General features: G+C 65.6%; 24 protein-coding genes. 5 read left to right on the plus strand and 19 right to left on the minus strand.

Annotation, left to right across the window (positions count from 1 at the left end):
• Positions 1 to 56: 56 nt before the first annotated feature.
• The gene (locus J9314_RS11710) at positions 57 to 629 is read right to left on the minus strand and encodes a TetR/AcrR family transcriptional regulator (RefSeq protein WP_210602580.1); all 573 of its coding nucleotides are present in this window, start codon (positions 627 to 629) and stop codon (positions 57 to 59) included.
• A gap of 90 nt (positions 630 to 719) precedes the next feature.
• On the opposite strand from J9314_RS11710, the gene J9314_RS11715 reads away from it, so the two are divergent.
• Complete coding sequence (locus J9314_RS11715) at positions 720 to 1706, plus strand: NADP-dependent oxidoreductase (RefSeq protein ID WP_210605647.1); 987 nt, start codon at positions 720 to 722, stop codon at positions 1704 to 1706.
• 30 nt (positions 1707 to 1736) lie between these two features.
• On the opposite strand, the gene J9314_RS11720 is transcribed toward J9314_RS11715, so the two are convergent.
• From J9314_RS11720 to pheS, 3 genes are all read right to left on the minus strand, one after another.
• Entirely contained in the window at positions 1737 to 2618 is an 882-nt protein-coding gene (locus tag J9314_RS11720; protein WP_210602581.1) for an SDR family NAD(P)-dependent oxidoreductase, read from the minus strand.
• A 173-nt stretch (positions 2619 to 2791) separates the two neighbouring features.
• Positions 2792 to 5386, minus strand: coding sequence for a phenylalanine--tRNA ligase subunit beta (gene pheT, locus J9314_RS11725; RefSeq protein WP_210602582.1), 2595 nt, complete (start codon positions 5384 to 5386; stop codon positions 2792 to 2794).
• 1 nt (position 5387) lies between these two features.
• On the minus strand, positions 5388 to 6431 hold the full coding sequence (gene pheS / locus J9314_RS11730) for a phenylalanine--tRNA ligase subunit alpha (RefSeq protein ID WP_210602583.1): 1044 nt from the start codon (positions 6429 to 6431) through the stop codon (positions 5388 to 5390).
• Between the two features lie 225 nt (positions 6432 to 6656).
• Between pheS and J9314_RS11735 the strand changes: the two genes are divergently transcribed.
• On the plus strand, positions 6657 to 8288 hold the full coding sequence (locus tag J9314_RS11735; RefSeq protein WP_210602584.1) for an acetolactate synthase large subunit: 1632 nt from the start codon (positions 6657 to 6659) through the stop codon (positions 8286 to 8288).
• 49 nt (positions 8289 to 8337) lie between these two features.
• Here J9314_RS11735 and J9314_RS11740 read toward each other — a convergent pair whose 3' ends face one another.
• Positions 8338 to 8997: a pentapeptide repeat-containing protein gene (locus tag J9314_RS11740; protein WP_210602585.1), complete on the minus strand. Its 660-nt coding sequence runs from the start codon at positions 8995 to 8997 to the stop codon at positions 8338 to 8340.
• 92 nt (positions 8998 to 9089) lie between these two features.
• Here J9314_RS11740 and J9314_RS11745 point away from each other — a divergent pair, with 92 nt between their 5' ends.
• Positions 9090 to 9506, plus strand: a complete 417-nt coding sequence (locus J9314_RS11745) for a VOC family protein (protein WP_210602586.1) — start codon at positions 9090 to 9092, stop codon at positions 9504 to 9506.
• Positions 9507 to 9761: 255 nt separating this feature from the next.
• Here the strand turns inward: J9314_RS11745 and J9314_RS11750 are convergent, their stop codons facing one another.
• From J9314_RS11750 to infC, 5 genes are all read right to left on the minus strand, one after another.
• Positions 9762 to 10745, minus strand: coding sequence for a hypothetical protein (locus J9314_RS11750; protein ID WP_210602587.1), 984 nt, complete (start codon positions 10743 to 10745; stop codon positions 9762 to 9764).
• A gap of 336 nt (positions 10746 to 11081) precedes the next feature.
• On the minus strand, positions 11082 to 11903 hold the full coding sequence (locus J9314_RS11755) for a TrmH family RNA methyltransferase (RefSeq protein ID WP_210602588.1): 822 nt from the start codon (positions 11901 to 11903) through the stop codon (positions 11082 to 11084).
• A gap of 151 nt (positions 11904 to 12054) precedes the next feature.
• Positions 12055 to 12444, minus strand: a complete 390-nt coding sequence (gene rplT, locus J9314_RS11760; protein ID WP_166972574.1) for a 50S ribosomal protein L20 — start codon at positions 12442 to 12444, stop codon at positions 12055 to 12057.
• A 149-nt stretch (positions 12445 to 12593) separates the two neighbouring features.
• The gene (rpmI, locus tag J9314_RS11765; protein WP_181275749.1) at positions 12594 to 12800 is read right to left on the minus strand and encodes a 50S ribosomal protein L35; all 207 of its coding nucleotides are present in this window, start codon (positions 12798 to 12800) and stop codon (positions 12594 to 12596) included.
• A 100-nt stretch (positions 12801 to 12900) separates the two neighbouring features.
• Positions 12901 to 13551: a translation initiation factor IF-3 gene (infC, locus tag J9314_RS11770; protein ID WP_246490355.1), complete on the minus strand. Its 651-nt coding sequence runs from the start codon at positions 13549 to 13551 to the stop codon at positions 12901 to 12903.
• A gap of 285 nt (positions 13552 to 13836) precedes the next feature.
• On the opposite strand from infC, the gene J9314_RS11775 reads away from it, so the two are divergent.
• On the plus strand, positions 13837 to 14208 hold the full coding sequence (locus tag J9314_RS11775; RefSeq protein ID WP_181275751.1) for a DUF1844 domain-containing protein: 372 nt from the start codon (positions 13837 to 13839) through the stop codon (positions 14206 to 14208).
• Positions 14209 to 14409: 201 nt separating this feature from the next.
• Here the strand turns inward: J9314_RS11775 and J9314_RS11780 are convergent, their stop codons facing one another.
• Entirely contained in the window at positions 14410 to 15132 is a 723-nt protein-coding gene (locus J9314_RS11780) for a TetR/AcrR family transcriptional regulator (RefSeq protein WP_210602590.1), read from the minus strand.
• Positions 15133 to 15275: 143 nt separating this feature from the next.
• On the opposite strand from J9314_RS11780, the gene J9314_RS11785 reads away from it, so the two are divergent.
• Entirely contained in the window at positions 15276 to 16241 is a 966-nt protein-coding gene (locus tag J9314_RS11785) for an NAD-dependent epimerase/dehydratase family protein (RefSeq protein ID WP_210602591.1), read from the plus strand.
• Between the two features lie 46 nt (positions 16242 to 16287).
• On the opposite strand, the gene J9314_RS11790 is transcribed toward J9314_RS11785, so the two are convergent.
• The 8 genes from J9314_RS11790 to J9314_RS11825 form a co-directional block, all read right to left on the minus strand.
• The gene (locus J9314_RS11790) at positions 16288 to 17988 is read right to left on the minus strand and encodes an AbgT family transporter (RefSeq protein ID WP_210602592.1); all 1701 of its coding nucleotides are present in this window, start codon (positions 17986 to 17988) and stop codon (positions 16288 to 16290) included.
• A 42-nt stretch (positions 17989 to 18030) separates the two neighbouring features.
• A complete protein-coding gene (locus J9314_RS11795) occupies positions 18031 to 19377 on the minus strand; it encodes a M20 family metallopeptidase (protein ID WP_210602593.1) in 1347 nt (448 codons plus the stop codon).
• Positions 19378 to 19542: 165 nt separating this feature from the next.
• Complete coding sequence (locus tag J9314_RS11800) at positions 19543 to 20403, minus strand: SseB family protein (RefSeq protein WP_210602594.1); 861 nt, start codon at positions 20401 to 20403, stop codon at positions 19543 to 19545.
• Positions 20404 to 20407: 4 nt separating this feature from the next.
• Complete coding sequence (gene priA / locus J9314_RS11805; protein ID WP_210602595.1) at positions 20408 to 21145, minus strand: bifunctional 1-(5-phosphoribosyl)-5-((5-phosphoribosylamino)methylideneamino)imidazole-4-carboxamide isomerase/phosphoribosylanthranilate isomerase PriA; 738 nt, start codon at positions 21143 to 21145, stop codon at positions 20408 to 20410.
• Positions 21146 to 21233: 88 nt separating this feature from the next.
• Complete coding sequence (gene hisH, locus J9314_RS11810; RefSeq protein WP_210602596.1) at positions 21234 to 21878, minus strand: imidazole glycerol phosphate synthase subunit HisH; 645 nt, start codon at positions 21876 to 21878, stop codon at positions 21234 to 21236.
• Complete coding sequence (locus J9314_RS11815) at positions 21875 to 22477, minus strand: hypothetical protein (RefSeq protein WP_210602597.1); 603 nt, start codon at positions 22475 to 22477, stop codon at positions 21875 to 21877. The genes hisH and J9314_RS11815 overlap by 4 nt, the downstream gene beginning before the upstream one ends.
• Positions 22474 to 23070, minus strand: a complete 597-nt coding sequence (gene hisB / locus J9314_RS11820) for an imidazoleglycerol-phosphate dehydratase HisB (RefSeq protein WP_210602598.1) — start codon at positions 23068 to 23070, stop codon at positions 22474 to 22476. The genes J9314_RS11815 and hisB overlap by 4 nt, the downstream gene beginning before the upstream one ends.
• Positions 23067 to 24302: a histidinol-phosphate transaminase gene (locus J9314_RS11825; RefSeq protein WP_210602599.1), complete on the minus strand. Its 1236-nt coding sequence runs from the start codon at positions 24300 to 24302 to the stop codon at positions 23067 to 23069. The genes hisB and J9314_RS11825 overlap by 4 nt, the downstream gene beginning before the upstream one ends.
• Between the last annotated feature and the right edge of the window lie 187 nt (positions 24303 to 24489).

Genomic DNA, 24489 nt, shown 5'->3' on the forward strand with positions numbered 1-24489 from the left:
CGGTGCCGCCCTCGAACCTTTGTAGGCGCGACGCAGCGGTCCCGATGAGGATCGGGTCAGAGACGAGGCCTGATGCCGTTCAGCAGAATGTCGAGCAGACGCCCGGCTCTGGAGGCATGCTCGGGTATGGGGGCCACGCTGAAGATGCCGATGAGACTGGCGGCGATGTCTTCGGCTGCGACGTCGCCGCGAAGATCACCCACTGACTCGCCGGCGCGAAGAATGTCCTCGATGGCTCCGACCAGCTCAGAATGGGTCTGAGCGTGGGCGATGTCGCCGGACTCGATCATGGCAAGCAACGTGTCCAACATGCCGCTTTTGCTCGCGACCCAGCCCCCGAACAGATCCATCCAGCGTCGGAGCGCCTCGGACGGCGGCACCTCTGCAAGCAGGTCACGGGCACCGCCGGTGAGCCGTTCGACCTGATCGCTGTAGATCGCAGCCACCAAGTCCTCGCGCGTCGGGAAATGTCGGTAGAGCGTGGCGATGCCTACCCCAGCCTCTCGCGCAACTTCACGCAGCGACGGCAATGCCTCGGACGACGCGAATACACGGGTCGCCGCGTCGAGGAGCTGCTTGCGGTTGCGTGATGCGTCCGCGCGCGGGGCGCGGGCTTCCGGATTCCTCAAAACGGATCACGCTCCGCTTGTGCTACTATCGGCATGTACCGAAGCATAGTCCGTTTCTCTGTCCAGGTCGCATCCGGGAGTCAGATCACCATGAGCCCATCCAGAAGCACCTCCACACCGTCCAGCACTGCTAGAGCCGTTCAGTTCGTCGAGTCGTTCGGCGGTCCCGAGACCCTCGAGCTACGCGAGGTACCCGTGCCGTCTGTCGGCGCCGGGCAAATTCGGGTGCGGGTGACCGCTGCCGGCCTGAATCCGATGGATTGGTTCATGACCTCCGACCCAGACGCCGCCGCTCGGTTCGGACTGAGCCTGCCGTGTGGGTTCGGCAACGACTACGCAGGTGTTGTGGACGCGGTCGGCGACGGGGCCCTCGCAGCCGATGGCAGCCGATTCGAGGTCGGAGACCGAGTGTTCGGCGGCGCCTTCTCGCGAAGCGTCGCCGACTACGTGGTCGTGGACGCACCCGGGCACATCGGGAGGGGCGGCGACGTCCACCGCACCCCGGAGGGGCTCGAGGACCGAGTAGCCGCATCCCTGTCCATTGCTGGGTGTACGGCCGCCGCTGCGCTTGCCGTAATCGACCCCGGCCCCTCTGACACCGTGCTAATCGGGGGTGCTGGAGGCGCGGTCGGAGTCTTTGCCGTTCAGCTCGCCCGCCTCGCGGGCGCCCGCGTCATCGGTACAGGTTCCGCAACCACCGCCGACGCCCTGCGTACTTTGGGAGCCGAACCGACGACCTACGGCGACGGACTGGCCGAGCGGCTCCGCGACCTGGCCCCCGGCGGCATCACCGCGGCGATGGACCTCCACAGCACCGACACGATCAACGTGGCACGCGAACTCGGTGTACCCGATTCCCGGATGACCACCATCGCAGCCGTTGTCGACGGCGTCACGCCGGCCAACGGTGCCAACGCCGCCCCGGGTGCCATTGAGGACATCGCCCGGCTGGTGGCAGAAGGCCGGATGCGGGTACCGATCGCAGCGACTTTCCCTGTTGATGAGGTGCGGTCTGCTGTCGAACTGCAGGCTGGGCGGCACGTGCACGGAAAGGTCGTCATCGACCTGCCCGGCTGAGCCGCTTGATCGTCGACTACTGCTGAGCGCTCAGCCGAGCACGAGTCGACGGGACGAATCCGACAGACCGGCGGCTGCCTCGGCGATCAGGGACTCTTCCGAATCCGCACCAGCACGGACGTATCGCCCGGTGAATGTGTCCAGCGTTCCCGAGGCCAACGCCAGCGCCAGGTCGGTGACCTGTGCGGGCGAAGTCCAGTCGTCGCCGGTGCGGAAATCGTGGACAGGCATCGACTTCGTCATCGCCGTCTCGACGACACCGGGTGCCATCTCGAAGATCCGCAGTCCCTTCTCATGTCCGAAGTGCACGACCGAATCAGCGAGACGGAACAGTGAGGCCTTCGACGCCGAATACACCGCATACGCCGGAGTGCCCTGCGCCCCCGACCCCGAGTTGAGGTCGATGATGCGACTAGGACGACCGGTCGCCTCGGCGGCGTCCATGAGCCCCGGAGCGAACGTGTTCACCATGAGTGCGACACCAAGGACGTTGGCATCGACGACACCCTTGATAGCTTCGGGGTCAGCATCCCACAGCGGACCTTCGGTCGTTTCGATACGTCCCGCATTGTTGACGAGCACCTGCAGGCGACAACCGGTCTCGGATTCGAGTCCAATGACGACGTCGCGGAAAGCCTTCACAGAATCGATATCGTCGGTACGCAGTCCGGCTCCCGTGATCGCTCCCCCGGTGGCGTCCAGGATCTCCGCCGCCGCGGTCTCGGCCTTCTCCGCCGAGGTGGCCGTGACGACCACGTGATACCCGGCCTTTGCGAACGCTTCGGCGAGGTGCCGGCCGATGCCGCGGGCACCGCCGGTGATGACGGCGATCGTCTCGGCCGGGACCGCAGTCGCTTCGGATGCGGCGTCGCCTGTGGGCAGGGTGGTTCCGTAGGGCAGCTTCTCTGACATGGTCACAGCTCCTCGATGGTGGGCGGGTACGTATGGTCAGGTGTCGTGGTGTGTGGGACGGGTGCTCGGGGTCGAGTGGTCGGGCGTCCTTGGCGCGGTGGCCAACGGTCCAGGTACGGCAGAGCCCGGTCGAACCACTGTAGCGGTCAACCGGGCTCTGTGACGCACTCTTCTCAGCTGCGGACTTCGGCGCCGTGACGCTCGGCGGCCAATTTCGTGGCCGCTTCACGCATCGCCGAGGCCTCATCGGCCTTGAGCGTGCGGTCCTGGGCGCGGAACGTCAGGCGGAACGCCAGCGACTTCTTGCCCTCGGGCAGCTGGTCGCCGGTGTAGAGGTCGAAGGTCTCGAGCAGCTCGAGCTCCTCGCCCGCACCCTCACGCAAGGTCGCCGCCAGCGTCTGCGTCGGCAGATCCGCATCGACGATGAGCGCGACGTCCTGACGGGACACCGGGTAGGTCGACAGGGCACCGTCCCAGGCTCGCAGGTCCTCCTGTGCCAGGAGTGCGTCGAGGTCGATCTCGAAGGCGACGGTCCTGGCGGGCAGGCCGAGGTTCTCGCACACCTTCGGGTGCAGCTCACCCGCGTGACCGAGCACCTGACCGTCGGCGAGGACGAACTTCGCGGCCCGACCCGGATGCCATGGAGCGATCTGGTCGGACTCGACGGTGACCTCGAGCCCATTGACCGCAGCGATCCGGCGCACGGTGTCAATGACGTCGGTGGCCTCGGCCTTACGACCTTTGCCCCAGACTCCGGCCAGCTCCGCATTGCCGGCGATGATGCCCGCATAGTGGTAGGGCTGGGCCGGCACGGAGGCGTAGATCTTCTCAAGCTCCGCCTCGGTGGGGTGATATCCGGGCAGGTGCCGCGGTCCTGGTCCCTCGGGCAGACCTGCCGACGTGGACACGAGTCCCGCCTCGAAGAGCGCGACGTCCTTGGCCCCGCGGCCGAGGTTGCGCACCACGAGGTCGACGAGTGTCGATAGCAGGTTCGTGCGCATGAGCGGCAGGTCTTCGGACATCGGGTTGGCCAAGCGAACGTGCTCACGTCGCACATCGTCGGCCTCAAGCCGCAGCTGATCGTCGCGCTTCGTGCTCGTGAACGGGTAGGACAGCACCTCGGTGAAGCCGTCGGCGGCGAGCAGGTTCGAGATCCGACGACGCGTCTTCTGCGCGATCGTCAGTCCGTTGCCGGGGCGTGCCGCGGGCTGGATCGATGGGATGCGTCCGTAGCCGCCGGTGCGGGCGACTTCCTCGATGAGGTCGACGTCGTCGGTGATGTCCGTGCGCCAGCTGGGCACGGTCACGGCCAGTCGGTCCTTGCCGACGACCTCAATGGTCGCGCCGATGCCCTCGAGCAGCCCGGTGGCCTCGGCGGTCGTGTACTCGACCCCGACGAGGTTGCCGATGCGCTCAACCGACAGTTCGATGACGGTCGGCTCAGGAGCGTCGCCGATCTGCGTGGTCGCAGGGCTGAGCGTGCCGCCGCCGAGTTCGACGAGCAGGTCCGCACAACGACGGGCCGCCACAGGTCCGAGCTTCGGGTCGACTCCACGTTCGAATCGACGCGAGGCCTCCGAGGACAGCTTGTGGCGACGCGAGGTCCGGGCGATCGAGATCGGGTCGAAGTGAGCGGCCTCGATGACGACGTCGGTGGTGCCCGAGTGCACCTCGACAGCGGCACCACCCATGACACCGGCCAGACCGATGATCTTCCCGCCCGTGCCGTCGGAACCCGCACCGTCAGCACCGCGGTCGGTGATGAGCAGGTCTTCGGGATCAAGCTTGCGCTCGACGTCATCAAGCGTCGTGAACTTCTCCCTCGCGGTGGCACGGCGGACGACGATCTCGTCGCCGAGCAGCGCGGAGTCATAGGCGTGCAGCGGCTGGCCGAGTTCGAGCATGACAAAGTTCGTCACGTCGACGGTCAGGCTGATCGGGCGCATACCCGCCTGCTGCAGGCGACGCTGCATCCAGAACGGAGTCTTCGCCTCCGGGTTGAGCCCGGTGACCCGGAGCGCGGTGAAACGGTCACAACCGGCCACCTCATTGATGGGGTTCGCATCGTCGATGACGACGGGGAACCCATCAGTCGTCGGAGCGTTCACCGGGGCAACGGCGGGGCTGCCGATATCGGTGAAGGCTTGCCCCTTCATCTGTGCGTACTCGCGGGCGATTCCGCGCATCGACAGCTGGTAACCGCGGTCGGGGGTGACGTTGACGTCGAGGGTGACCTGGTCGAGGCCGAGCAGGGCGATCGCGTCATCGCCGGGTTCACCGGTCAGCCCGAGGTCGGACAGGACGATGATGCCGGAGTGGTCCTCGCCGAGGCCGAGCTCCTTGGCCGAGCAGATCATGCCGTCGGACTTGTGTCCGTAGGTCTTGCGCGCGGCGATGGCGAAGTCGCCGGGCAGGACGGCTCCGGGCAGGCAGGCGACGATGAGGTCGCCGGGCACGAAGTTATGCGCACCGCAGATGATCCCGCGGCTGGGCACCTCGGGACCGGGCTGCGGGTCCTTCGGATCGTCCTGGGCCTCGTTGTGTTCGGGTCCGACGTCGACGCGGCACCAGTTGACGGTCTTGCCGTTCGAGTGCTCTTCCTTGACCAGGTCGAGGACCCGGCCGACGACGAGGGGTCCGGTGATCTCGGGGCCGAAGAAGTCCTCTTCCTCGAGTCCGATCGCGGCGAATTCGGCCGCAAGGGCATGGGGGTCTGTCTCGGCTGGGAGATCGACATAGTCGGCCAGCCAGTTCAGTGGGACGCGCATATCAAGCCTTCATTCCGAAACGGGCCGAGAAGCGCACATCGCCTTCGACCATGTCATGCATATCGTTGATTCCCTCGCGCAGCATCAGGGTGCGTTCGATGCCCATGCCGAACGCGAAGCCCTGGTAGACCTCGGGGTCGATGCCGGCGGCGCGCAGCACGTTGGGGTGGACCATGCCGCAGCCGCCCCATTCGATCCAACCGGGTCCGCCGACCTTGTTGGGGAACCAGAAATCCATCTCCGCGCTCGGTTCGGTGAACGGGAAGAAGCTCGGGCGCAGGCGGGTCTTCGACTCCGGGCCGAACATCTCACGGGCGAAGCCGTCGAGGGTGCCCTGCAGGTTCGCCATGGTCAGGCCCTTGTCGATGGCGATGCCTTCGATCTGGTGGAAGACCGGGGTGTGCGTGGCGTCGAGCTCATCGGTGCGGAAGGTCTTGCCCGGGCACACGACGTAGAGCGGAACTCCGCGTTCGAGCAGGGACCGCGACTGCACGGGCGAGGTGTGAGTACGCAGCACCAGTCCCGCCTCGGCAGGGTCGACGAAGAACGTGTCCTGCATCTGCCGGGCCGGGTGGTCGGGCCCGAAGTTGAGCGCATCGAAGTTCAGCCACTCGGACTCGATCTCGGGTCCTTCGGCGACCTCCCAGCCGAGGCCGATGAAGTAATCCGCCGCCTGTTCCTGGATGAGCGACAGCGGGTGGCGAGCGCCGAGGTGGCGCCGATCGGTGGGCAGGGTAACGTCGATGGCCTCTTCGATGAGGACCGCGGCGTCGCGTTCTGCCTCGAGTTCTGCCAGGCGGGCGTCGTGGGCCTGCTTGACCTGCCCCCTGGACTTGCCAACGATCTTGCCGGCGGCGGCCTTGTCGGCCTTGTCGAGTGAACCGATGGCCCGGTTGGCGAGCGCCAGCGGGGCTTTGTCACCGGTGTGGTCGATCTTCGCCTGCTTGAGGTCGTCGAGGGTGCGTGCGTCCGCGAATGCTTGCAGGGCCGCGTCGACGGCCTGCTTCACGGCCGACTCGTCCAAGGGGTCGAGTTGGTCTGTCATCAATGTCCTTTTGTCCGTGTCGATGGGACGTCATTTCTCTTCGGTTTCAGTCTATCGTCTCCGGTCCCGGCGGTCGGGGCGGTGTCCGCTGGGTGGGTGGGGTCGGCTCCCCCGCCGAGGTGGCCCCGCGGTCGGGCAGGTCCGCTGGGTGGGTAAGCCGCCTCGGTGCTGGTGGTGTGGGGTGGGTCATAGGGATCGAATCGGGAAAAGCGTAGGGTCGGGACCATGACGACACAGCGTGCATCCGATGTCATGGTCCGTGCTCTGGAGAACGAAGGCGTCGAGCGCATCTTCGGCATTCCCGGTGAGGAGAATCTCGACTTCGTCGACTCTCTGCGGGACTCCTCGATCGAACTCATCCTCACCCGCCACGAGCAGGCCGCCGCGTTCATGGCCGCCACGTATGGGCGGCTGACGGGCAAGCCGGGAGTGTGTCTGACGACGCTCGGGCCGGGGGCACTCAACCTCGCGACCGGGGCTGCATACGCCCACCTCGGCGGGATGCCGGTGATCATGATCACCGGTCAGAAGGGCATCCGCACGGCCGAGCAGGCGGCGTTCCAGATGGTGAATACGGTGGCGACGATGGACCCGCTGACGAAGGTGAGCAAGCAGATCACCTCGGCGGCGATGATTCCGACGATGGTCAGGGAGGCCTTCCGCGTCGCTCAGGCCGAGCGTCCCGGACCTGTCCATCTCGAACTGCCCGAGGATATCGCGGGGCTGCCGGTCGACGGGTTCGAGCTCATCGAACCGCACACCAATTCTCGGCCCGTCGCCGGGGAGACGGCGATCGCGAATGCCGCGAACGTCATCCGTGAGGCGAAGCGGCCGCTGCTCATGCTCGGCGCTGATGCCTCCCGGGCCGACTGCACCGATCATCTCTCGCGATTCGTCGCCGGGATGCGCATCCCCTATGTCACCACGCAGATGGGCAAGGGGTCGGTGACCGGCGCCTCGGATCTCTACATGGGCACGGCGGCGCTGACGGCCGGTGACTACGTTCACGACGCAATCGATTCCGCCGATGTCATCGTCACCATCGGTCACGATACGACGGAGAAGCCGCCGTTCACGATGGACGAGCACGGACCGACCGTCGTCCATATCGGCTACCGTGCCGCCGTGGTCGAGCAGGTGTATTTCCCGCAGTTCGAGGTCATCGGTGATCTGGGTCCGTCCTTGGACACGCTCGCCGAGGTGCTCGGTGGTCCCGTGCCCACCGCCGAGGCGCTCCTGCCGATGCGTGATGACATCCTCATCAGGATCCACGAGGGGGCCGATGAGGATCGGTTCATCCCCCAGCGGATCGTCCAGGAGGTTCGCGATGTCATGCCCGTCGACGGGTTCGTCGCGCTGGACAACGGGATGTACAAGATCTGGTTCGCCCGCAACTACCGCACCACCCGGGCGAACACTCTGCTGCTCGACAATGCCCTGGCGACGATGGGCGCCGGGCTGCCCTCGGCGATCGGAGCGAAGCTGACGTATCCGGAGCGTCGGGTGATGGCGGTCGTCGGTGACGGCGGGTTCATGATGAACAGTCAGGAGATGGAGACGGCGGTACGGCTGGGGTTGGACCTCGTCGTACTCATCCTCGAGGACAATGCCTTCGGCATGATCCGCTGGAAGCAGGAGTCCGACGGCATGCCTGACTTCGGGATGACGTTCAACAACCCTGACTTCGTCAAATACGCGGAGGCGTACGGGGCTTCGGGGCACCGGGTGGAGAACGTTGACGACATCAGCGATGCGCTGGAGTCGGCGTTCTCGGCCGGGGGCGTGCACGTCGTGGTCGTCCCCGTCGACTACTCGGAGAACAAGCGGGTGCTCATTGACGAGTTGGGGTCGCGGTGAGGTTTGTGGGTTGGTGAAGTTGCGGGGTCGGCGACCTGATGGCCTCAGGTCACTCCACCGTAATCCCGAGCTCGCTCGCGAAGAGTTCTGCGAAGAGCATGAGCTGAGTGTCGTCGATGGTCGCTCCCCGAAGCGAGTGTATTCCCGAGAGCTTGTGCGGCTGCAGGCCGCGCAGATCGACGTTGCCCAGCGTTGCGCCCTCGCATTGGAATGCGCCGACGGTGCTGCCGGGGAAAGAGACGCGGCTGACCTTGGCTCGGTCGAGGTCGATCTCGTCGATCTTGCAGTCGCGGAACTCCACGTCGGTGAGCTTCGATCCGCGCAGGTTGAGGTACGAGATCCGACAGTCGGCGATGAGCACCTTCTCCCATTCGCTGTCATAGACGACACCGGCACCGAGGCGGCTCCCGGTGATCTCGGTGTGCAGAATATTTGCCCGGGTCATGTTCCAGGTATCTGCGCGGCTGTCGCTGATCCTCGTTCCGGACAACCGGGCACCGGTGAGGTCGATCGGTGCTGCGGCATCGCCGAAGTTGAGGTTCGTCAATAGACAGTCGAGGAACGTCGTTTGGGTGGCGTCCACCTCGGCGAGGTCAAGGTCGGTGAACTCCATCCCCTCGAGGAGTTCCTCTGGACCGATATCGCCGAGGTAGCCCGTCGCAAGGCTGTTCAGTGAGATCTTCGGAGGGCGCGGGGCTTCGGTCGTCATCTGCCTACCGTATCGGGTGCCTGTGACGCAGCCGGCGCGGAAGTACGTCGCCGCTCTTCCCGCGGCTCGTCTCCGGTAACTAGACTGCAGAAATGAAGCCACTGACAACGATCCTGTCATTGCCCGTCGCTGATCCTCAGTCCACAGCGACCTTCTATGCCGACGGCCTCGGCCTGACGACAGACGGTGTTGAGGACGGCATCGTCGCCTTCGAACTGCCCAACCTGTCGATCTTCTTCATCGCCGCAGACGAGTACGGACAGTACCTCGAACTCTCCGGTCAGCCCGGTTCCAAACACCCTGTTCCGAGCGCGAGCATCATCTCCTGCGCGTTCGCCACGCGCTCCGAGATCGACGAGGTGCTCGACCGTGCGGTCGCCGCCAGCGGATCAGCCGATCCTGGTCAGGATGTCGATGGTTCGTACATGGGTTACTTCGCCGACCTCGACGGCTACATCTGGGAACTCGTCGCCAACGAGCAGACCGCGAAGGCGGCCGCGCAAAGCTGACCACCGATACCGCGCCCAGCTCGATCGTCCCGATTGCCACGTGAGCGATTGCGCTGACCGTACCTGCCGTTGCGCGATCATCACCGTTCCTGGCGTGTACGAATTCGACGGTCTCCGCTACGCCTTGGCCCGCGTTTGAAGGTTGCTCTGAGTTGCGGCTCACCTATCGGTTGGGTCGAAGAGTGCGTCGTGGGCGACATGCTTTTCGAGCTGAGTGGTAAGTGAGGCACGGCGCACTGCCGCTCCCACACACTTTCATGCCTGTTCGTTCCGCCGATTCGCTATTGTCGCTTTGATGCGGAGGAACAGATCGGCGGCGAAGAGGTCCGCCCATTTGATCCGGAAAACGGTATAGCCGAGGTTGCGGAGCTGGTACTCGCGTTGCCGCTCATGTTCGAACGCGATTTTCGGATCGGTGGTATCGAGGTAATACTTGCCCGCTCCGTCGAACTCCGCGATGGTTTTAACCGACTCATTGGCGAAGTCGGTGCGCGCGACGAAGTTTCCTCGTTCATCGAGGATGGTCACCTGCGGTTCGAATCCTGAAATCGAGTGCTCGACGAATCTCACGGCGCAGATCGACTCGCCGATGGACTCCCGCCGCTCGTCGATATTGTCGATGACCGCCGCGATTCTGCGCTGACGCGTCCGCACAGGATGCGCCTCGCAATAGGTACGGAAAGACTCAGCCGTCACCAGAGACTTCCGAATTGCCGCATCAACGACGGCAACGGCGAATGCGAGCGGATAGTCACGGGAGACATCGAGTAGGGTCTGTTCAACCGTAGTCACAGAACAGTCGTCCAGCACGATGACGGCACTTGGGTCCAGATCTCTGTACCGGACGAAGAGGTTCGTCCGCCTGCTCCCCCGACCCGGGTGGACGGCCTCGACGGTGAGCGGATCGCAGCGGTCGAAGTACGGTATGGGCAGTCCGTGGGCAATGAGCGCACTCCGGTGTGAGAGCACGGCACCCGGTGGCAGCCGCCCCACATAAGAGCGCGCCTTGATGCTCAGTTCCTCAGCCTGCTTACGCATGCCCGACGTTTCGTGAGGAAGCCAAACGCCTTCGGCAGAAGCCAGGGCAGCAGTGAACTCGTGGTCCGGCAGAGAACACTCTGCGGTGACCACATAGACGCCTCGGCGCACCTTGTTCAGACAACATTTGAGCGCCTGGCTGATCTGATACGTCGACCAGCCGGCGGTCCTGAGTTGCGCAGCGGAGACACATACGTGCATACCCTCAGCATGGTCAGGTACAGGTCTCTGTGGCAATGGTAAGAATCCGGCCTGTGGACAACCAGCCACTCGTGCGCACAGGACCCGGATTCGTGGGCCGATGACCATCGTCAGAAGGAGTCCGACCGGCCGATACCGTCGCGCCAGACGAAGTCGGATGCTCTATGCCGGCACCTGTTTGTCGAATTGCCGGCAGGAACGGAGCTCACTTACCCGTCCGGGTGAAGAACACGTCGTTGGTGGCGCGTTCTTCGGCCGCAGTGATAAGTGAACGGAAGAAGCCGGAGACGACGGCCCCGCAGCAACTCAACCTGTGTGCACAACGAGACCCCACCCTCACATCCGCTGATTGCGCGCACTTTCGTAGATGCACACGCCGGCGGCGGTGCCGAGGTTGAGGCTCTCGGCCGAACCGTAGATCGGCACGGCAACTGACGAATCGCAGAGTTCAAGGTCGTCGGCGCTCATCCCCCAGGCCTCGTTGCCGAAGACCCACGCGGTGCGTGCGGTCAGGTCGAGGCCCGTGTCCCACGGGTGGTGAAGGTCGTGAGCCTCGTCGTTCGCATCGGCGGCGAGCACCTGGAGGCCACGGGCACGGGCGAGTTCGGTCACCTCGGAGAGTCCGACTCCGGTGACAACGGGGATGTGGAAGAGCGATCCAACGGTCGAGCGAACCACCTTGTCGTTGTAGACGTCCACCGATGACGAGGTGAGCACGACGGCATCGGCACCGGCGGCGTCGGCCAGGCGGATGATCGTGCCCGCATTGCCGGGGTCACGGACTTGGGAGAGGACGACGATGAGCTGCGCTTCCTTGTTCACCACTGACGTCAGCTCCACGTCGAGGGTCTTGCACACGGCGACGACGCCCTGGGAGTTGACGGTTGTCGCGAGTTCGGTGAGCACCTCGGGGGTGACGATGCTGCACTGGAGACGCCCGTGCTTGGCCGAGGCCATGAACTCGGGATGCTCCTCAGCAGCCTCCTCGGTGATGAAGAGCTCGACGACCGAACCCGAATGAGCCAGTGCCTCACGCACGGCTTGGGGCCCTTCGACGAGGAACTGCCCCGTGGCCTTGCGGTCGCGCCGTTTGAGCAGCTTCGCGGCGTTCTTGATCCGCTTCGACTGCGGTGAGGAGATGACGTCTGGGAGCTTCATGCGTGCGTGGTCCTAAGAGTCGAGAGAGGCAGTGGAAGGCCGGGAGGGAGCGAAAGACGGGAAGAGTCCGAACAGACTCGACGGCCCCGAACCATGTCAGTTCGGGGCCGTCGGCAGTCACCGTGGTGACCGAATATCAGGGTGACGTCGCTCAGGCGGCGTCGGTCTTCGCTGCGTTGACGTCAGCAGGAAGAGCGTCCTTGGCGACCTTGACCAGGTGCGCGAAGGTGGCCGAGTCGTTGACGGCGAGCTCAGCGAGCATACGACGGTCAACCTCGACGCCAGCGGCCTTGAGGCCCTGGATGAAACGGTTGTAGGTCATGCCGTTCGCGCGGGCTCCGGCGTTGATGCGCTGGATCCACAGGCGACGGAAGTCACCCTTGCGGGCGCGGCGGTCACGGTAGCTGTAGACCAGCGAGTGGATGACCTGTTCCTTGGCCTTGCGGTACAGGCGCGAGCGCTGTCCGCGGTAGCCGCTTGCCCGGTCGAGGATGACCCGGCGCTTCTTGTGAGCGTTGACCGCTCTCTTCACACGTGCCACGTGTTACTCCTTTGAAAATTCTCAATCTGCCGGCAGTGCCGGTCTCTGGTGAAAGCTGTGGGAGCCGATGGTCGGCAATCTTGGGAAGTCCCGGATCGTATCCGGGTTGCCCTGGACGATGTCCAGGACGAGAAGACCCGTAAGGGGTCTCACCTGCCCTTGAGCTTGACCAGAAGCTTGCGGGCCATCTTGCGATCTCCGCCGGTCAGGACCTGGTCGGTGGACACGCGGCGCTTACGAGCCGAGGACTTGCCCTCGAACTTGTGCTGGTTGTTCACGCCTTCACGCATGATCTTGCCACTGCCAGTCACGCGCATGCGCTTCTTGGCGCTGCTGTTCGTCTTCTGCTTCGGCATAGTGCCGTTCTCCTTTGCAATTCGTTGCCGGCATCAACCGCTGGCAACTACTTTCCGCGCACAGGCCGAAAGCGGCCTGGAACGCGACGTTACTTACTTCTTACGCGTCCGAGTCGCCTGCACTCTTCTCAGCAGCGACCCGATCGCGACGGGATTTCACCTCGGCGGACTTGCCCTTGGCACCAGCCGATGCCTTCCGAGCTTCCGCCTTGGCGTCAGACTTTGACTTGAGTGGGGCGATGACCATCACCATGTTGCGTCCGTCGACCCGCGGGGAGGATTCGACGGTGCCGAGTTCCGACACATCTTCGGCCAAGCGGTTGAGCAGCTTGATGCCCATCTCGGGGCGGGACTGCTCACGGCCGCGGAACATGATCATGACCTTGACCTTGTCGCCGCCTTCGAGGAAGCGGGTGACATGGCCCTTCTTCGTCTCATAATCGTGTTCGTCGATCTTGAGACGGAAGCGGATCTCCTTGAGCGCAGTGTTCGCCTGGTTCTTCCGGGCTTCCCTGGCTTTCTGGGCCGATTCGTACTTGAACTTTCCGTAGTCCATGAGCTTGGCTACGGGTGGCTTCGCCTGCGGTGCTACCTCGACGAGATCGAGATCTGCCTCGCGGGCGAGATCGAGTGCCTTGCGAATGGCAACGATACCGACCTGTTCACCATTGGGTCCGACCAACCGGACCTCGGGAACCCGAATCCGGTCATTGATGCGCGTCTCGCTGATGTGTTCACTCCTTTTGCTCAAATGTGGTCGTGACAACGAAAAAGGCTCCCGTTGACACATATGCCAAGGGAGCCTGCACACACGAGCAGTACGATGGACCGTACCGATTCAGTGAATACACCTCGATCTGTGATCCCTCCGGATAGTGATCCTTCAGGCAGATCTCTGGACCCGATCGCTCTTCGCGATCAAGGTGGGAGTCAGACTCCGCTTCGCACCAGCATTCAGTGTACTACGCTTCATGACTCTTCGCACATCGAGGCCCCTGCGTGATCGGTGCGTTGATTTCTATGTCAAGCTTATGGCATGAGTTCTGAAGATTCCGTTCCCGCCGAGGCGATGGCCGACGTCACGCGCGACATCGCCGAGGTGCCCGCCGTCGAGGTCATCACCTCCAGCGCCGTCCATCTCATGTCCGCCGCCGCCATCAAGTGCGGCCTGGCCGAGGACACCCCCGAAGGTCGGGGCGCCGACCTCAAGGACCTCGACGAGGCCCGCAAACTCATCACCGCACTCGCCGGCTTCGTCACCGGCGCGGCCACGGTGATCGGCGACCACCACGCACGCCCGCTGCGCGATGGCCTGCGCAGCCTGCAGCTGGCCTTCCGCGAGGCCTCGGAATTCCCGGACGAGCCCGGCCAGGGCCCCGGAGAGAAGTTCACCGGCCCCGTCCGCTGAGCCAACTCCCCCTCCAACAGGTTCGACTGCGGCCCTCGATCATCGATCGGGGGCCGCAGTCATATCTCCAATCGCCGAGGTGGCTCCCGACTTCACATCGGGAGCCGCCTTCGTATTGCGCCGAGGACGAGCGCTGTTGCACAGCGCGCTGGACACACCCCTTTCGCAGCCTGCGCGGGATGAGGTGCCAGTGCGTCCTCCTCAGAATCCGAGGTCGGCGATGAGCGCCCTGACGAGATCGTCTTCATGGTCGTCGAAGCCCGGGCCGAACTGCCCGAAGCGCAGACTGTTGATCGCTCCGATGATCGCGACCCAGACGCTCAGCGTCCGCAGGATCACCGCGTCATCGCACTCGATGCCGAGTTCGTTCAGGCCATCCCGAAGCGGACCGAGCGCGCGAGCGGTGCTCGTCGCATCGGCCGATCCGGTCCCAGCCTTCGCCGCCGAGCTCGACGCTGAACGCGAGCCCGCGCTCCGCACCTCTCCCCCGCGAGCTGTCTTCGCCGATGTCGCAATGAGCTGCGTCAGCGCCACCATCACTCGCGTTCCCGGGACAACGGTCTCTTGCCTGGGCGCCTCGTAGTCGGGCACCGGAGTTCCGTAGATGAGTGCCCAGCGGCTGGGGAACCGCCGCGACCAGTCGAGCATGCTCAATGCCAGGGTCTGGACGGACCGCTCCTCCTCGAGGCCTGCATCGACCGCGTCGGCGATCTGCGTGAAGGCGTCGCGGATGAGGATCGTCAGCAGTTCGTCACGGCTCTTCACATACCGGTAGACCGCACTCGAGACGACGCCGAGCTCGCGGGCGATCGCCCGCAGAGACAGGCCGGCGACACCGTCCTCGTCGATCATCCGATTGCCGATCTGCGTGATCTGCGCTTCCGTCTCAAGCCGCGCGCGCTGCCGCGGAGTCGTCTCGGTCATGACTTCACCTTACGATCCGAGAGCGTCAATAACAAAAGTGAGCACCGCTCTTGTTTTCTGCGGCTGACCACTCTACGCTCGATTGAGAGAGCACTGCTCTCGGACATTCAATCGGGAACTCTTCATGAGAAGGACTGAACGCCATGACCACTGCACTCATCATCGGAAACGGACAGATCGGCGCAGAGATCGCCACTCAACTCACCCACGCCGGGACCACGGTCCGGATCGCCACCCGCTCCGGCGGCGTACCCGCGGCTGCGCACTCACACTCGACACCGACGGAGGGCGGCGCAGCCGCGACCACGACAGTCGCCGCGCCCACTCGCCTCAAGGCCGACGCAAGTGATCGCGAACAGCTCATCGAGGCCGCCCGCGGGGCCGACGTGATCTTCGCCTGCGCTCACGCGGCCTATGACAGCCGGGTCTGGGAACGGGTCCTTCCGGCACTCGACGCCGCAGTCCTCGATACCGCCGCCAAGCTCGACATCCCCGTCGTCTTCCCCGAATCCGTCTATGCTTTCGCCGGACTCAACCGGCCGATCACCGAGGACTCCCCCTTCGCGCCCGTCGAGGACAAGGGACGGATCCGTCAGCGCCTCCTCGAGGCGCGTGCGGCGCATCCGGCCACCTCGGCGAGCGTCATCGCTGGGGATCTGCTCGGTAGGACGGCGGAGCCGAAGACCTCGGTGGTGAGGATGTGCATCACGGAACCGATCGCGCACGGACGGCGAGCCTTTCTTCCCGCTCGCGCCGATGTCGCCCACGGGATCACGGTCATCGCCGACCTCGCCGCCGCGATGATCCGGGCGGCCGAACTGCTGGCCGATGTCGCCGCGGGGACGCACCGGCTGCTGATCGCCCCCTCGTCGAATCCGACTCTGTCCGAGATCGCCGAGTTCACGCACTCCGAACTCGGCTCCCGGGCGAAGCGGCCGCTGGCGCTGCCTCACTGGGTCATCCGCACCATCGGACTGTTCGACCGCTCGATGTACGAGGTGGGCCAGCTCGGACCCATCTGGTACGAACCCTGCGTCATCGAGCCGGGCACGCTGGCCGGCTCCGTCCCGACGACCGATTGGCGCGACGGCGTGCGACAGATGCTCTGAGCAGTGAGAGCGGCTCGACCGCTCCCCTACTTGAGGATGATTCCGTTTACTTGAGGAAGATTCCGTTGCCGGGACCCAGCGGCAGATCGAAGAAGAACCAGATCGCCAGCAGCGCCGCCCAGGCCAGCCAGAACGGAATGACGAACGGGAACATGCGGGAGATGATCGTGCCCAGCCCCGCGTTCGGTTCGTACCGGCGGACGAGGCCGAGGAGGACGATCATGTACGGATTGAGCGGGGTGATGACCTGGGTGGCCGAGTCGCCGACGCGGAATCCGGCCTGGATGAATGCCGGTTCGTAGCCGAGGATCGCGAACAGCGGCACGAACACCGCGGCCATGAGCGTCCACATCGACGAACCGGAGACGATGAAGAGGTTGAGCAGGCTGGCCAGCAGCATGAAGCCGATGACAGCGGCGAACCCGGTCAGGCCGATGCTCTCGAGCCCGTCGGCACCGGCGACGGCGATCCACGAACCGATTCCCGTCCAGTTGAACAGGGCGATGAACTGGCCGAGGATGAACGCGAGGATGAGGAAGGACATCATGTCGATGATCGATTGACTCATCATCCTCACCAGGTCGTTCATCGAGCGCACGGTGCGCACGACGAAGCCGTAGACAACGCCCATGAGCATGAAGTACGCGAAGACGATGAACACGATCGACGACAGCAGCGGCGACTCCGGGAGGAATCCGCCGTCGTCGTTGCGCCACGGCGAGTTCGGGATGAGGAAGGCGAAGAGGAGCACCGCGGTGAGCAGGAGTGCCGCGACGATCGACCAGATCAGGCCCTTCTTCTCCTCGGGTTCGAGGTGGGCCTGGATCTCCTCGTCTGTGGACTCTTCGGACCCTGACTCCTCCGAGGTGACACCGCGCCGGTCGGCTGCCGTCTCATCCGCCGCACCCCGCCGGTCGGCAGCCGCCTGCTGGTCGCTATACGGGCTGTCCTTGGCCTGATACTCCTTGGCCAGGCCCTTCCCACCGACGTTCGCATACTCGCGCGGGACTCCCTTGCGGATCATGTTCGGCTCGATGAGCTTATCGATGATGAAGCCCGCGATGAGCGCGAGCACGATCGAGGCCGCGATATTGAAGTAGTAGTTCGACACCGGGTTGACCGCTGCGTATTCGGTTCCCGGCAGGGTGTCCATCACCGAGGTGGTGATGCCCGCGAACAGCGCGTCGAGGCTGGTGGGCACGATCGATGTCGAATAGCCGGCTCCGGTGGCGGCGAATCCGCCGATGAGTCCGGCCATCGGATGCCGTCCTGCCGCCTTGAACACGAGCGCGGCCAGCGGCGGGATGATGATGAACGCCGAATCGGCCATGATCGAACCGACGACGCCGACGAATCCGACAGCATAGGGCAGCAGCCATGGCGGGCTCGATCCGAAGGCGATGCGCACGGCCGCGGCGAGCATGCCCGACTTCTCGGCCACACCGACGGCCAGGAGTATCGGCAGCACGGTGGCCAGCGGCGGGAACCCGATGTAGTTGTCCCCCATCGTCGTTGTCAACCACGACAGGCCCTCACCGGTGAAGAGTCCCTTGATGGCGACGGTCTCGTCGCTGCCGGGAATCGACACCGAGACGTCGGCGAGTGCCATGGCCGTCGAGATCGCTCCGGTGAGGAGGAAGAGTCCGAGGAAGAGGGTGAACGGTTCAGGCAGCTTGTTGCCGACCCGTTCGATTCCGTCGAGCATGCGTTGGCCGATGCCGACCTTTCCTGTGGTCGTCGTTGACATGAGCAGTCCTTCTGGTCGGTGGCGAGGGCTGGAGGGTCGAGTTCAGTCGAAGAAGTGTGCGACGTCGATGGCTCCCCCGTCGCGGGTGAACTCCTCGGTCACCTCGGCGGCGAGGGCATCATCGATGAGGAAGTCCAGGGCCGTGCAGGCCAGCCCGTATGCCGCGTCGACGGCAGCGGATTCGGCTGCGGGAGTCTTCGCAGCCTCGGCGAACTCACGGGTGTGCAGGGCCACCTCGGCGTCGGCGGTCTTGATGAGCGGGTGGATGCCGGGGATCCGGTAGGACACGTTGCCGAAGTCCGTGGAGGCGGCGATCGACTCGTCGAGGACGCCGCCGGGCAGCGGGGAACGTCCCCGGTTCTGCTCGTGTTCGGCCCACCGGGCCGTCAGCGCCTGGTTCGTGCGCACCGGCAGCGAGGGCGGGTGTTCGTCCCATTCGACGTCGACACCGGTCCCGGTCATCAGCGCCGCACCCTTCGCGGCGTCCTCGACCCGGTCGGAGAGTTCCTTGAGCGTCTCGGGGAACTTCGAGCGGACATAGCACTGCACGGTCGCGGATTCGGTGATGATCGACGGTCGGGTGCCGCCGTCGCTGATGACCGCGTGCAGACGCGAGATCGGCGGCATCTGCTGCCGCAGCAGGCCGAGCCCCTGGTAGAAGAGGTTGGCCGCATCCAGGGCGTTGCGGCCCATGAACGGCTGCGCCGAGGCGTGGGCGGCGATGCCGGAGTAGGTGACGGTGAGCAGGCGGCGGCCCAGCCACACCTGGTCGGCGCAGTCATAGCCGTACCCGTGGACCATGATGGCCGCGTCGATGCCGTCGAAGGCTCCGGCCCGGGCCATGACCTCCTTGCCCGAGTGTCCTTCCTCGGCCGGGGTGCCGAGCAGCACGACGGTGCCCGGAACCGCGTCAGGGTCCTGCCGCCAGAGGGCGTGGAGAGCGAGGAAGGCGCCGACGCCTGCGGTGGCGATGATGTTGTGCCCGCACGCGTGGCCGATCTCCGGCAGGGCGTCGTATTCGGCGAGGATCGCAATGGTGCGACCGTGCCCGGAGCCGGTGGTCGCGCGCAGGGTGGTGTCGACGCCGAAGAGTCCCGTGTCGACGTCGACGCCGTGGTGCTCGAGCACCTGCGCGATCGCCGCGACGGAGTCGTATTCGACGAAGGCGGTCTCGGCCAGGGAATGGATGGTGTGCAGCAGGTCCGTCAGCTCGTCGCCGGCGTCCTTCAGGGCTGTGGCGATGCCGGTCCGGCTGGCCTCCGGGGCGCCGGTGAACTCCGATTCCCAGGCGTCTGCCCGTGCAGCGCGCACTTCGGTCTGGCGGGCCATCTCGTCGAGGTAGCTCTCATCGGGCGTGGTCGGGTGGCCGAGGTCACGGAGTTCGTTCATGGGACTTAAGCATAGGGGCCGTGCCGCTGCGACACACCGGTGTCCGTCAACGGTCGAATTCGCCGAGGCGGCTTGACGGGAGGAGGCTACGCGGACCCCCGTCGCGGGAAGGCACATCGTCGAGGCGGCGCGGCCGGGAACAGGCACGTGGCCGTGCCAGCGGGATCAGGATCGAACGAGGCGGATGGCCAGGGAGTCGATCTTCGTGACGAGTTCCTCGTCTCCGGCCACAGCCTCTTGGAACCGGCGGACGTCATCCTGCGCCACATCGGTCTCGACGCCGAGGGTGATTCCGAGCTCCGGTCCCCCGAGGTGGACGCTGGAGCTGCTGCCGGGACTGATCGCCAGCTTGGCCAGCCAGGGGAAGGATTCGGCGATGGCACGCAGACGGTGAGCCACCTCGGCGTCGGCCCAGGACGGAGTCCATGGCTGGGATTGGACGAAGGCGAACATGGCCGGTCGGCGCAGCAGGAACGATGACTCGGCGCCGGGGTCGAGGACGACGAGCTGGGACTCGGCTTCGATCGCGCCGAGCACAAGCCGCTCGGATTCGATCGGCACGGGACGGGCATCGGGGTGCCACGCGGTCAGCGGGGGTATCCCGGAGAATCCGGGGGTGCACTCACGTCCGTCCTCGGCCTGGAGACGGACCATCGCCATCTCCGAGGAATTGTCGGACATCAGCCCGTTCTCCCCGACCTCCTGGTCGACGACCATCGGCACGATCGGGGCATAGAGCCGGATCCCGGACAGGGCGGTGACGACCTTCTGGTGGGCCTCCGGGTCCAAGGGCGCTTTCGCAACCTCGGCCAGCGCCTCGAGCAGCCCGGCATCGGCGAGTCCGGAGTCACCGGAGAACGGGTTGGGCTTGAGATCGCGCCCGGCCCAGGCCCGCCCGGCCGAGTCGCTCGGCCCATGCGAATGGTCGGGCCCGTGCGAGTGGTCGGAACCGTTCGGATGGCCCGCGGGCTGCTGATGGCTCGACTGTTCGGGCGCACCGTCGGATCCGTGTGAGTGCGTGCTCACCGGCTCACCGTCCTGCGACGTCGAGGGCTTCTTCGAGGGTGAACTTGCCGGCGTAGAGGGCCTTGCCCACGATCGCGGAGTCGACGCCGTAGGGCACGAGTTCGCGCAGGGCACGCAGATCGTCGAGGCTCGACACGCCGCCGGAGGCGACGATCGGGGTCTCGGTCTTCTCGGCCAGGGTCTTGAGCAGTTCGACGTTGGGGCCCTGCAGGGTGCCGTCCTTGCGCACGTCGGTGACGACGTAGCGGGCGCAGCCGGCGGCTTCGAGGGCGTTGAGCACCTCGTAGAGGTCGCCGCCGTCCTGGGTCCAGCCGCGGGCGGCCAGGGTGGTGCCGCGGACGTCGAGGCCGATGGCGACCTGATCGCCGAAGCGGCCGATCATCTCGGCCGTCCATTCGGGGTTCTCCAGTGCGGCGGTGCCGATGTTGACGCGTTCGGCACCGGTGTCGAGTGCCCGTTCGAGGCTTTCGGTGTCACGGATGCCGCCGGAGAGTTCGACCTTGATGCCCACGGCCTTGACGACCTGGTTGAGCAGATCGGAGTTCGAGCCGCGTCCGAAGGCAGCGTCGAGGTCGACGAGGTGGATCCATTCGGCGCCCCGATTCTCGAAGTCCTGGGCCGCGTCGATGGGTGAGCCGTAGTCGGTTTCGGTGCCGGCTTCACCCTGGACGAGGCGGACGGCCTTGCCGTCGGCGACGTCGACTGCGGGAAGGAGGACGAGCTTGTTCGGGGTGTCTGTCATTGTGACCTTTCTGCGAAGGTGCCCACGGGGTTTGGGCGGATTTTCGGACGGTTCCAGGGTTTCGGGCAATGGTAGTCGGTGTGCTCGGTCAGGAGCTGGGCGCAGGGCCGGATGCGGACGTCGAGCCGGAGAACGTCGCGAGCCAGTTGCGCAGCAGCCGCTGACCGGCCCCGGCGGACTTCTCCGGGTGGAACTGGGCGGCCCAGGTGGTCCCGTCCTCGACGGCGGCGACGAAGTCCTCACCGTGTCGGGCGGTGGTGACGATTGTGCCGGGTGGCGGCTGGGTCGCCGCATAGGAGTGGACGAAGTAGAACCGTTCGTCCTCAATTCCTGCGAACATCGCCGAGGTGGACGGTGCGCTGATCTGCGACCATCCCATGTGCGGGACGACGGGGGCGTTGAGTCCGGTGACGGCACCCGGCCACAGACCGATGCCCTCGGTTTTGACGCCGTGTTCCTCGCCGCGGGCGAAGAAAACCTGCAGGCCCACGCAGATGCCCAACAGCGGTCGACCCTGTTCGTGGCGCTTGCGGATGAGGTCGACGCCTCCGACGTTCTGCAATCCCTCCATGACGGCGGAGAATGCGCCGACGCCGGGGACGAGGAGTCCGTCGGAGTCGTCGATGACGTCGTGATCGGCCGTCAGCGTCACCTCGGCGCCCGCGGCGGAAACCGCGCGCACGGCCGAGCGGACGTTGCCGGCTCCGTAGTCGAGGACAGCGACTGTCGTCATCGTTTCGCTCCCTTGCCGAGCACCGACCAGATCCGCCACAGGGCGAAGAGGAGGACGATGGCTCCGAAGACCGCGACGACCCAGGCGACGGTGTTGCCGCCGATTCCCAGCGCCAGGCCGAAGGCGGTGACCAGTCCCGCGAGGATCGCCACGATGATCCACAACAGAGCTGTTCGGGCCACGGCCGCTCGGCCGGGGCTCATGGTTGCGGCGCTGGCCTGCAGCTTCGTCATCGAACTGGTCTCGATACTGCCGTCGACGTCGTGTGCCGACACGGTCTCGAGCAGGAGGCCCTCGAGCACGTCGGGCAGGTTCTTCAGCGCCAGCCCGGCGGGGACGTCGGATTCGCGAGTGCCGTGGCGGTAGTGCCCGGCGTCGATCTGCTCCTCGCTGCGGACGAGGAGGAGGACCTCATGTTTGCCGGCGAGCTTCGAGATCGCGGCGGCCGCCTCGTTGCCGGAGGCGACATCGGTGTTGCTCAGCACGATGCCGGTGAACTCTCCGATCGGCACGATGGTGCCGGAGATGTTCGACAGCACGCAGGCGGCGGCCAGCTGCTGGGCGACCCCGAAGGGGGTCACGACGACGGTGGTGCTCACAGGACTCCCTTGGTGCTGGGGACGGAATTGCTGCGGGGGTCTTCCTCGACGGCTTCGCGCAGGGCCCGGGCGAAGGCTTTGTACTGGGCTTCGACGATGTGGTGCGGGTCGCGGCCGCGGACGAGGTCGAGGTGGACGGTCAGTCCGCCGTGGAAGGCGATGGATTCGAGCGAGTGTGAGGTCATCGACCCGGTGAAGTGACCGCCGATGAGGTGGTATTGCTGACCTTCGGGTTCGCCTTCGTGGACGAAGTAGGGACGCCCGGAGACGTCGACGACGCACTGGGCCAGGGCCTCGTCGAGCGGGACGGCGGCGAAGCCGTAGCGGCGGATGCCGACCTTGTCGCCGAGGGCCTCCTTGAGGGTCTGGCCGAGCACGATCGAGGTGTCTTCGACGGTGTGGTGGACGTCGATGTGGGTGTCACCGGTGGCGGTGACGTCGAGGTCGATCATCGAGTGCTTCGACAGGGCGGTGAGCATATGGTCGAAGAACGGCACGCTCGTGGAGATCGTCGAGGCACCGGTTCCGTCGAGGTCGACGGACACGGACACCGTGGATTCGGAGGTCGTGCGCGAGTTCTGGGCCTGCCTCATGGAGTGCCTTTCGTCGGGGCGGCTGATGACGGGGTCGGGGTCGCCGGGTTTGGGGCGGTCGTTGGGGTCGACGTTGTCGCCGAGGCGGCGGTCGCGGAATCCGGCTGCTGTAAGAGAATGCTCGGGTCCTCGGCGAGGATGTCGTCGATCGTGCGCAGGAACGCCTCGGTCTCTTCCTCGGTGCCGGCATTGACGCGGGCGTGTCCGTCGATGCCGATGTCACGGATGAGCACTCCGCGGTCGAGCAGCTTCTGCCACAGCTCGGCCGGGGAGGAGATGTTGCCGAAGAGGACGAAGTTCGAATCGCTGTCATGGACGCGGAATCCCACCTCGGCGAGGTGGGCGGACATCCGGTTGCGGGAGTCGATGAGTCGGTCGACGTTGCCCAGCAGCACCTCGGCGTGTTCGAGTGCGGTGCACGCGAGGACCTGCGTGATCTCGGAGAGGTGATACGGCAGGCGGACGAGGCGGAGGACGTCGATGAGTTCGGGGGCGGCGATCGCGTAGCCCAGTCGCAGACCCGCGCAGGCGAAGGCCTTGCTCATGGTGCGGGAGACGACGAGGCGCGGATGGCCTGCCAGCAGGGTCATTGCCGATGACTTCGCGGGTCGGGAGAACTCCGCATACGCCTCATCGACGATGACGATGCCCGAGCAGTTGTCGTAGGCGGCTTCGATGACGTCGAGGCCGATCGAAGTGCCGGTCGGGTTGTTCGGGGTGCAGAGGAAGACGATGTCGGGATCGACGCGTGCGACCTCGGCGGCGACAGAGTCCGCGTCGAGGGTGAAGTCGCCCTTGCGCGCCGAGTCCTGCCAGGTGGCCCCGGTCCCCGTGGTGATGAGCGGGTGCATCGAATACGACGGGGTAAAGCCGAGCACGGTGCGACCCGGTCCGCCGAAGGCCTGGACGATGTGGCTGAGGACTTCGTTCGAGCCGTTGGCGGCCCAGATCATGTCGGGGGTGAGTTCGACCGTGTCGCCGGCACGGTCGTTGACGCCGTCGAGGTAGGTCACGAGGTGTTCGCGCAGCGCGGTGAACTCGCGGTCGGGATACCGGTTGAGACCGGCATAGTGGTCCTCGACTGCGGAGCGCATGCTGTCGACGACGATTTCGGGCAGCGGATAGGCGTTCTCGTTGACGTTGAGCTGGACCGGCACGTCGAGGTGCGGCGCCCCGTACGGCTTGAGTCCGACGAGGTCCGAACGCACTGGCAGAGATTCGATGTTTCCCACGCGATCAGTCTACCGAGAGACACCGTTCGACCACGCGGCGGGTCGGGCCGCGAGACGCCGAGATGGCGAACCTGCCAGGCTCAGTCCGTAACTGCCGACCTCGGGCCTGCCTGACCCAGGGCAGACGGATACACGTCCGACGCCGACCCGATATGGCCCGGTCCGGCGCCCGCCGGGCCGAGGCCGG

It is taken from the genome of Brevibacterium oceani (assembly GCF_017948325.1).
In the GTDB taxonomy this organism is placed as follows: Bacteria; Actinomycetota; Actinomycetes; order Actinomycetales; family Brevibacteriaceae; genus Brevibacterium; species Brevibacterium oceani.

Bases quoted from the DNA above. Each gene is read 5' to 3' on its own strand.
- J9314_RS11790 (WP_210602592.1), bottom strand. From the start codon at position 17,988: ATGTCAACGACGACCACAGGAAAGGTCGGCATCGGCCAACGCATGCTC.
- J9314_RS11795 (WP_210602593.1), bottom strand. From the start codon at position 19,377: ATGAACGAACTCCGTGACCTCGGCCACCCGACCACGCCCGATGAGAGC.
- priA (WP_210602595.1), bottom strand. From the start codon at position 21,145: ATGACAGACACCCCGAACAAGCTCGTCCTCCTTCCCGCAGTCGACGTC.
- pheS (WP_210602583.1), bottom strand. From the start codon at position 6,431: ATGACAGACCAACTCGACCCCTTGGACGAGTCGGCCGTGAAGCAGGCC.
- hisH (WP_210602596.1), bottom strand. From the start codon at position 21,878: ATGACGACAGTCGCTGTCCTCGACTACGGAGCCGGCAACGTCCGCTCG.
- J9314_RS11720 (WP_210602581.1), bottom strand. From the start codon at position 2,618: ATGTCAGAGAAGCTGCCCTACGGAACCACCCTGCCCACAGGCGACGCC.
- pheT (WP_210602582.1), bottom strand. From the start codon at position 5,386: ATGCGCGTCCCACTGAACTGGCTGGCCGACTATGTCGATCTCCCAGCC.
- J9314_RS11780 (WP_210602590.1), bottom strand. From the start codon at position 15,132: ATGACCGAGACGACTCCGCGGCAGCGCGCGCGGCTTGAGACGGAAGCG.
- rpmI (WP_181275749.1), bottom strand. From the start codon at position 12,800: ATGCCGAAGCAGAAGACGAACAGCAGCGCCAAGAAGCGCATGCGCGTG.
- J9314_RS11715 (WP_210605647.1), top strand. From the start codon at position 720: ATGAGCCCATCCAGAAGCACCTCCACACCGTCCAGCACTGCTAGAGCC.
- J9314_RS11785 (WP_210602591.1), top strand. From the start codon at position 15,276: ATGACCACTGCACTCATCATCGGAAACGGACAGATCGGCGCAGAGATC.
- hisB (WP_210602598.1), bottom strand. From the start codon at position 23,070: ATGAGGCAGGCCCAGAACTCGCGCACGACCTCCGAATCCACGGTGTCC.
- J9314_RS11775 (WP_181275751.1), top strand. From the start codon at position 13,837: ATGAGTTCTGAAGATTCCGTTCCCGCCGAGGCGATGGCCGACGTCACG.
- J9314_RS11750 (WP_210602587.1), bottom strand. From the start codon at position 10,745: ATGCACGTATGTGTCTCCGCTGCGCAACTCAGGACCGCCGGCTGGTCG.
- J9314_RS11735 (WP_210602584.1), top strand. From the start codon at position 6,657: ATGACGACACAGCGTGCATCCGATGTCATGGTCCGTGCTCTGGAGAAC.
- J9314_RS11745 (WP_210602586.1), top strand. From the start codon at position 9,090: ATGAAGCCACTGACAACGATCCTGTCATTGCCCGTCGCTGATCCTCAG.
- J9314_RS11755 (WP_210602588.1), bottom strand. From the start codon at position 11,903: ATGAAGCTCCCAGACGTCATCTCCTCACCGCAGTCGAAGCGGATCAAG.
- J9314_RS11740 (WP_210602585.1), bottom strand. From the start codon at position 8,997: ATGACGACCGAAGCCCCGCGCCCTCCGAAGATCTCACTGAACAGCCTT.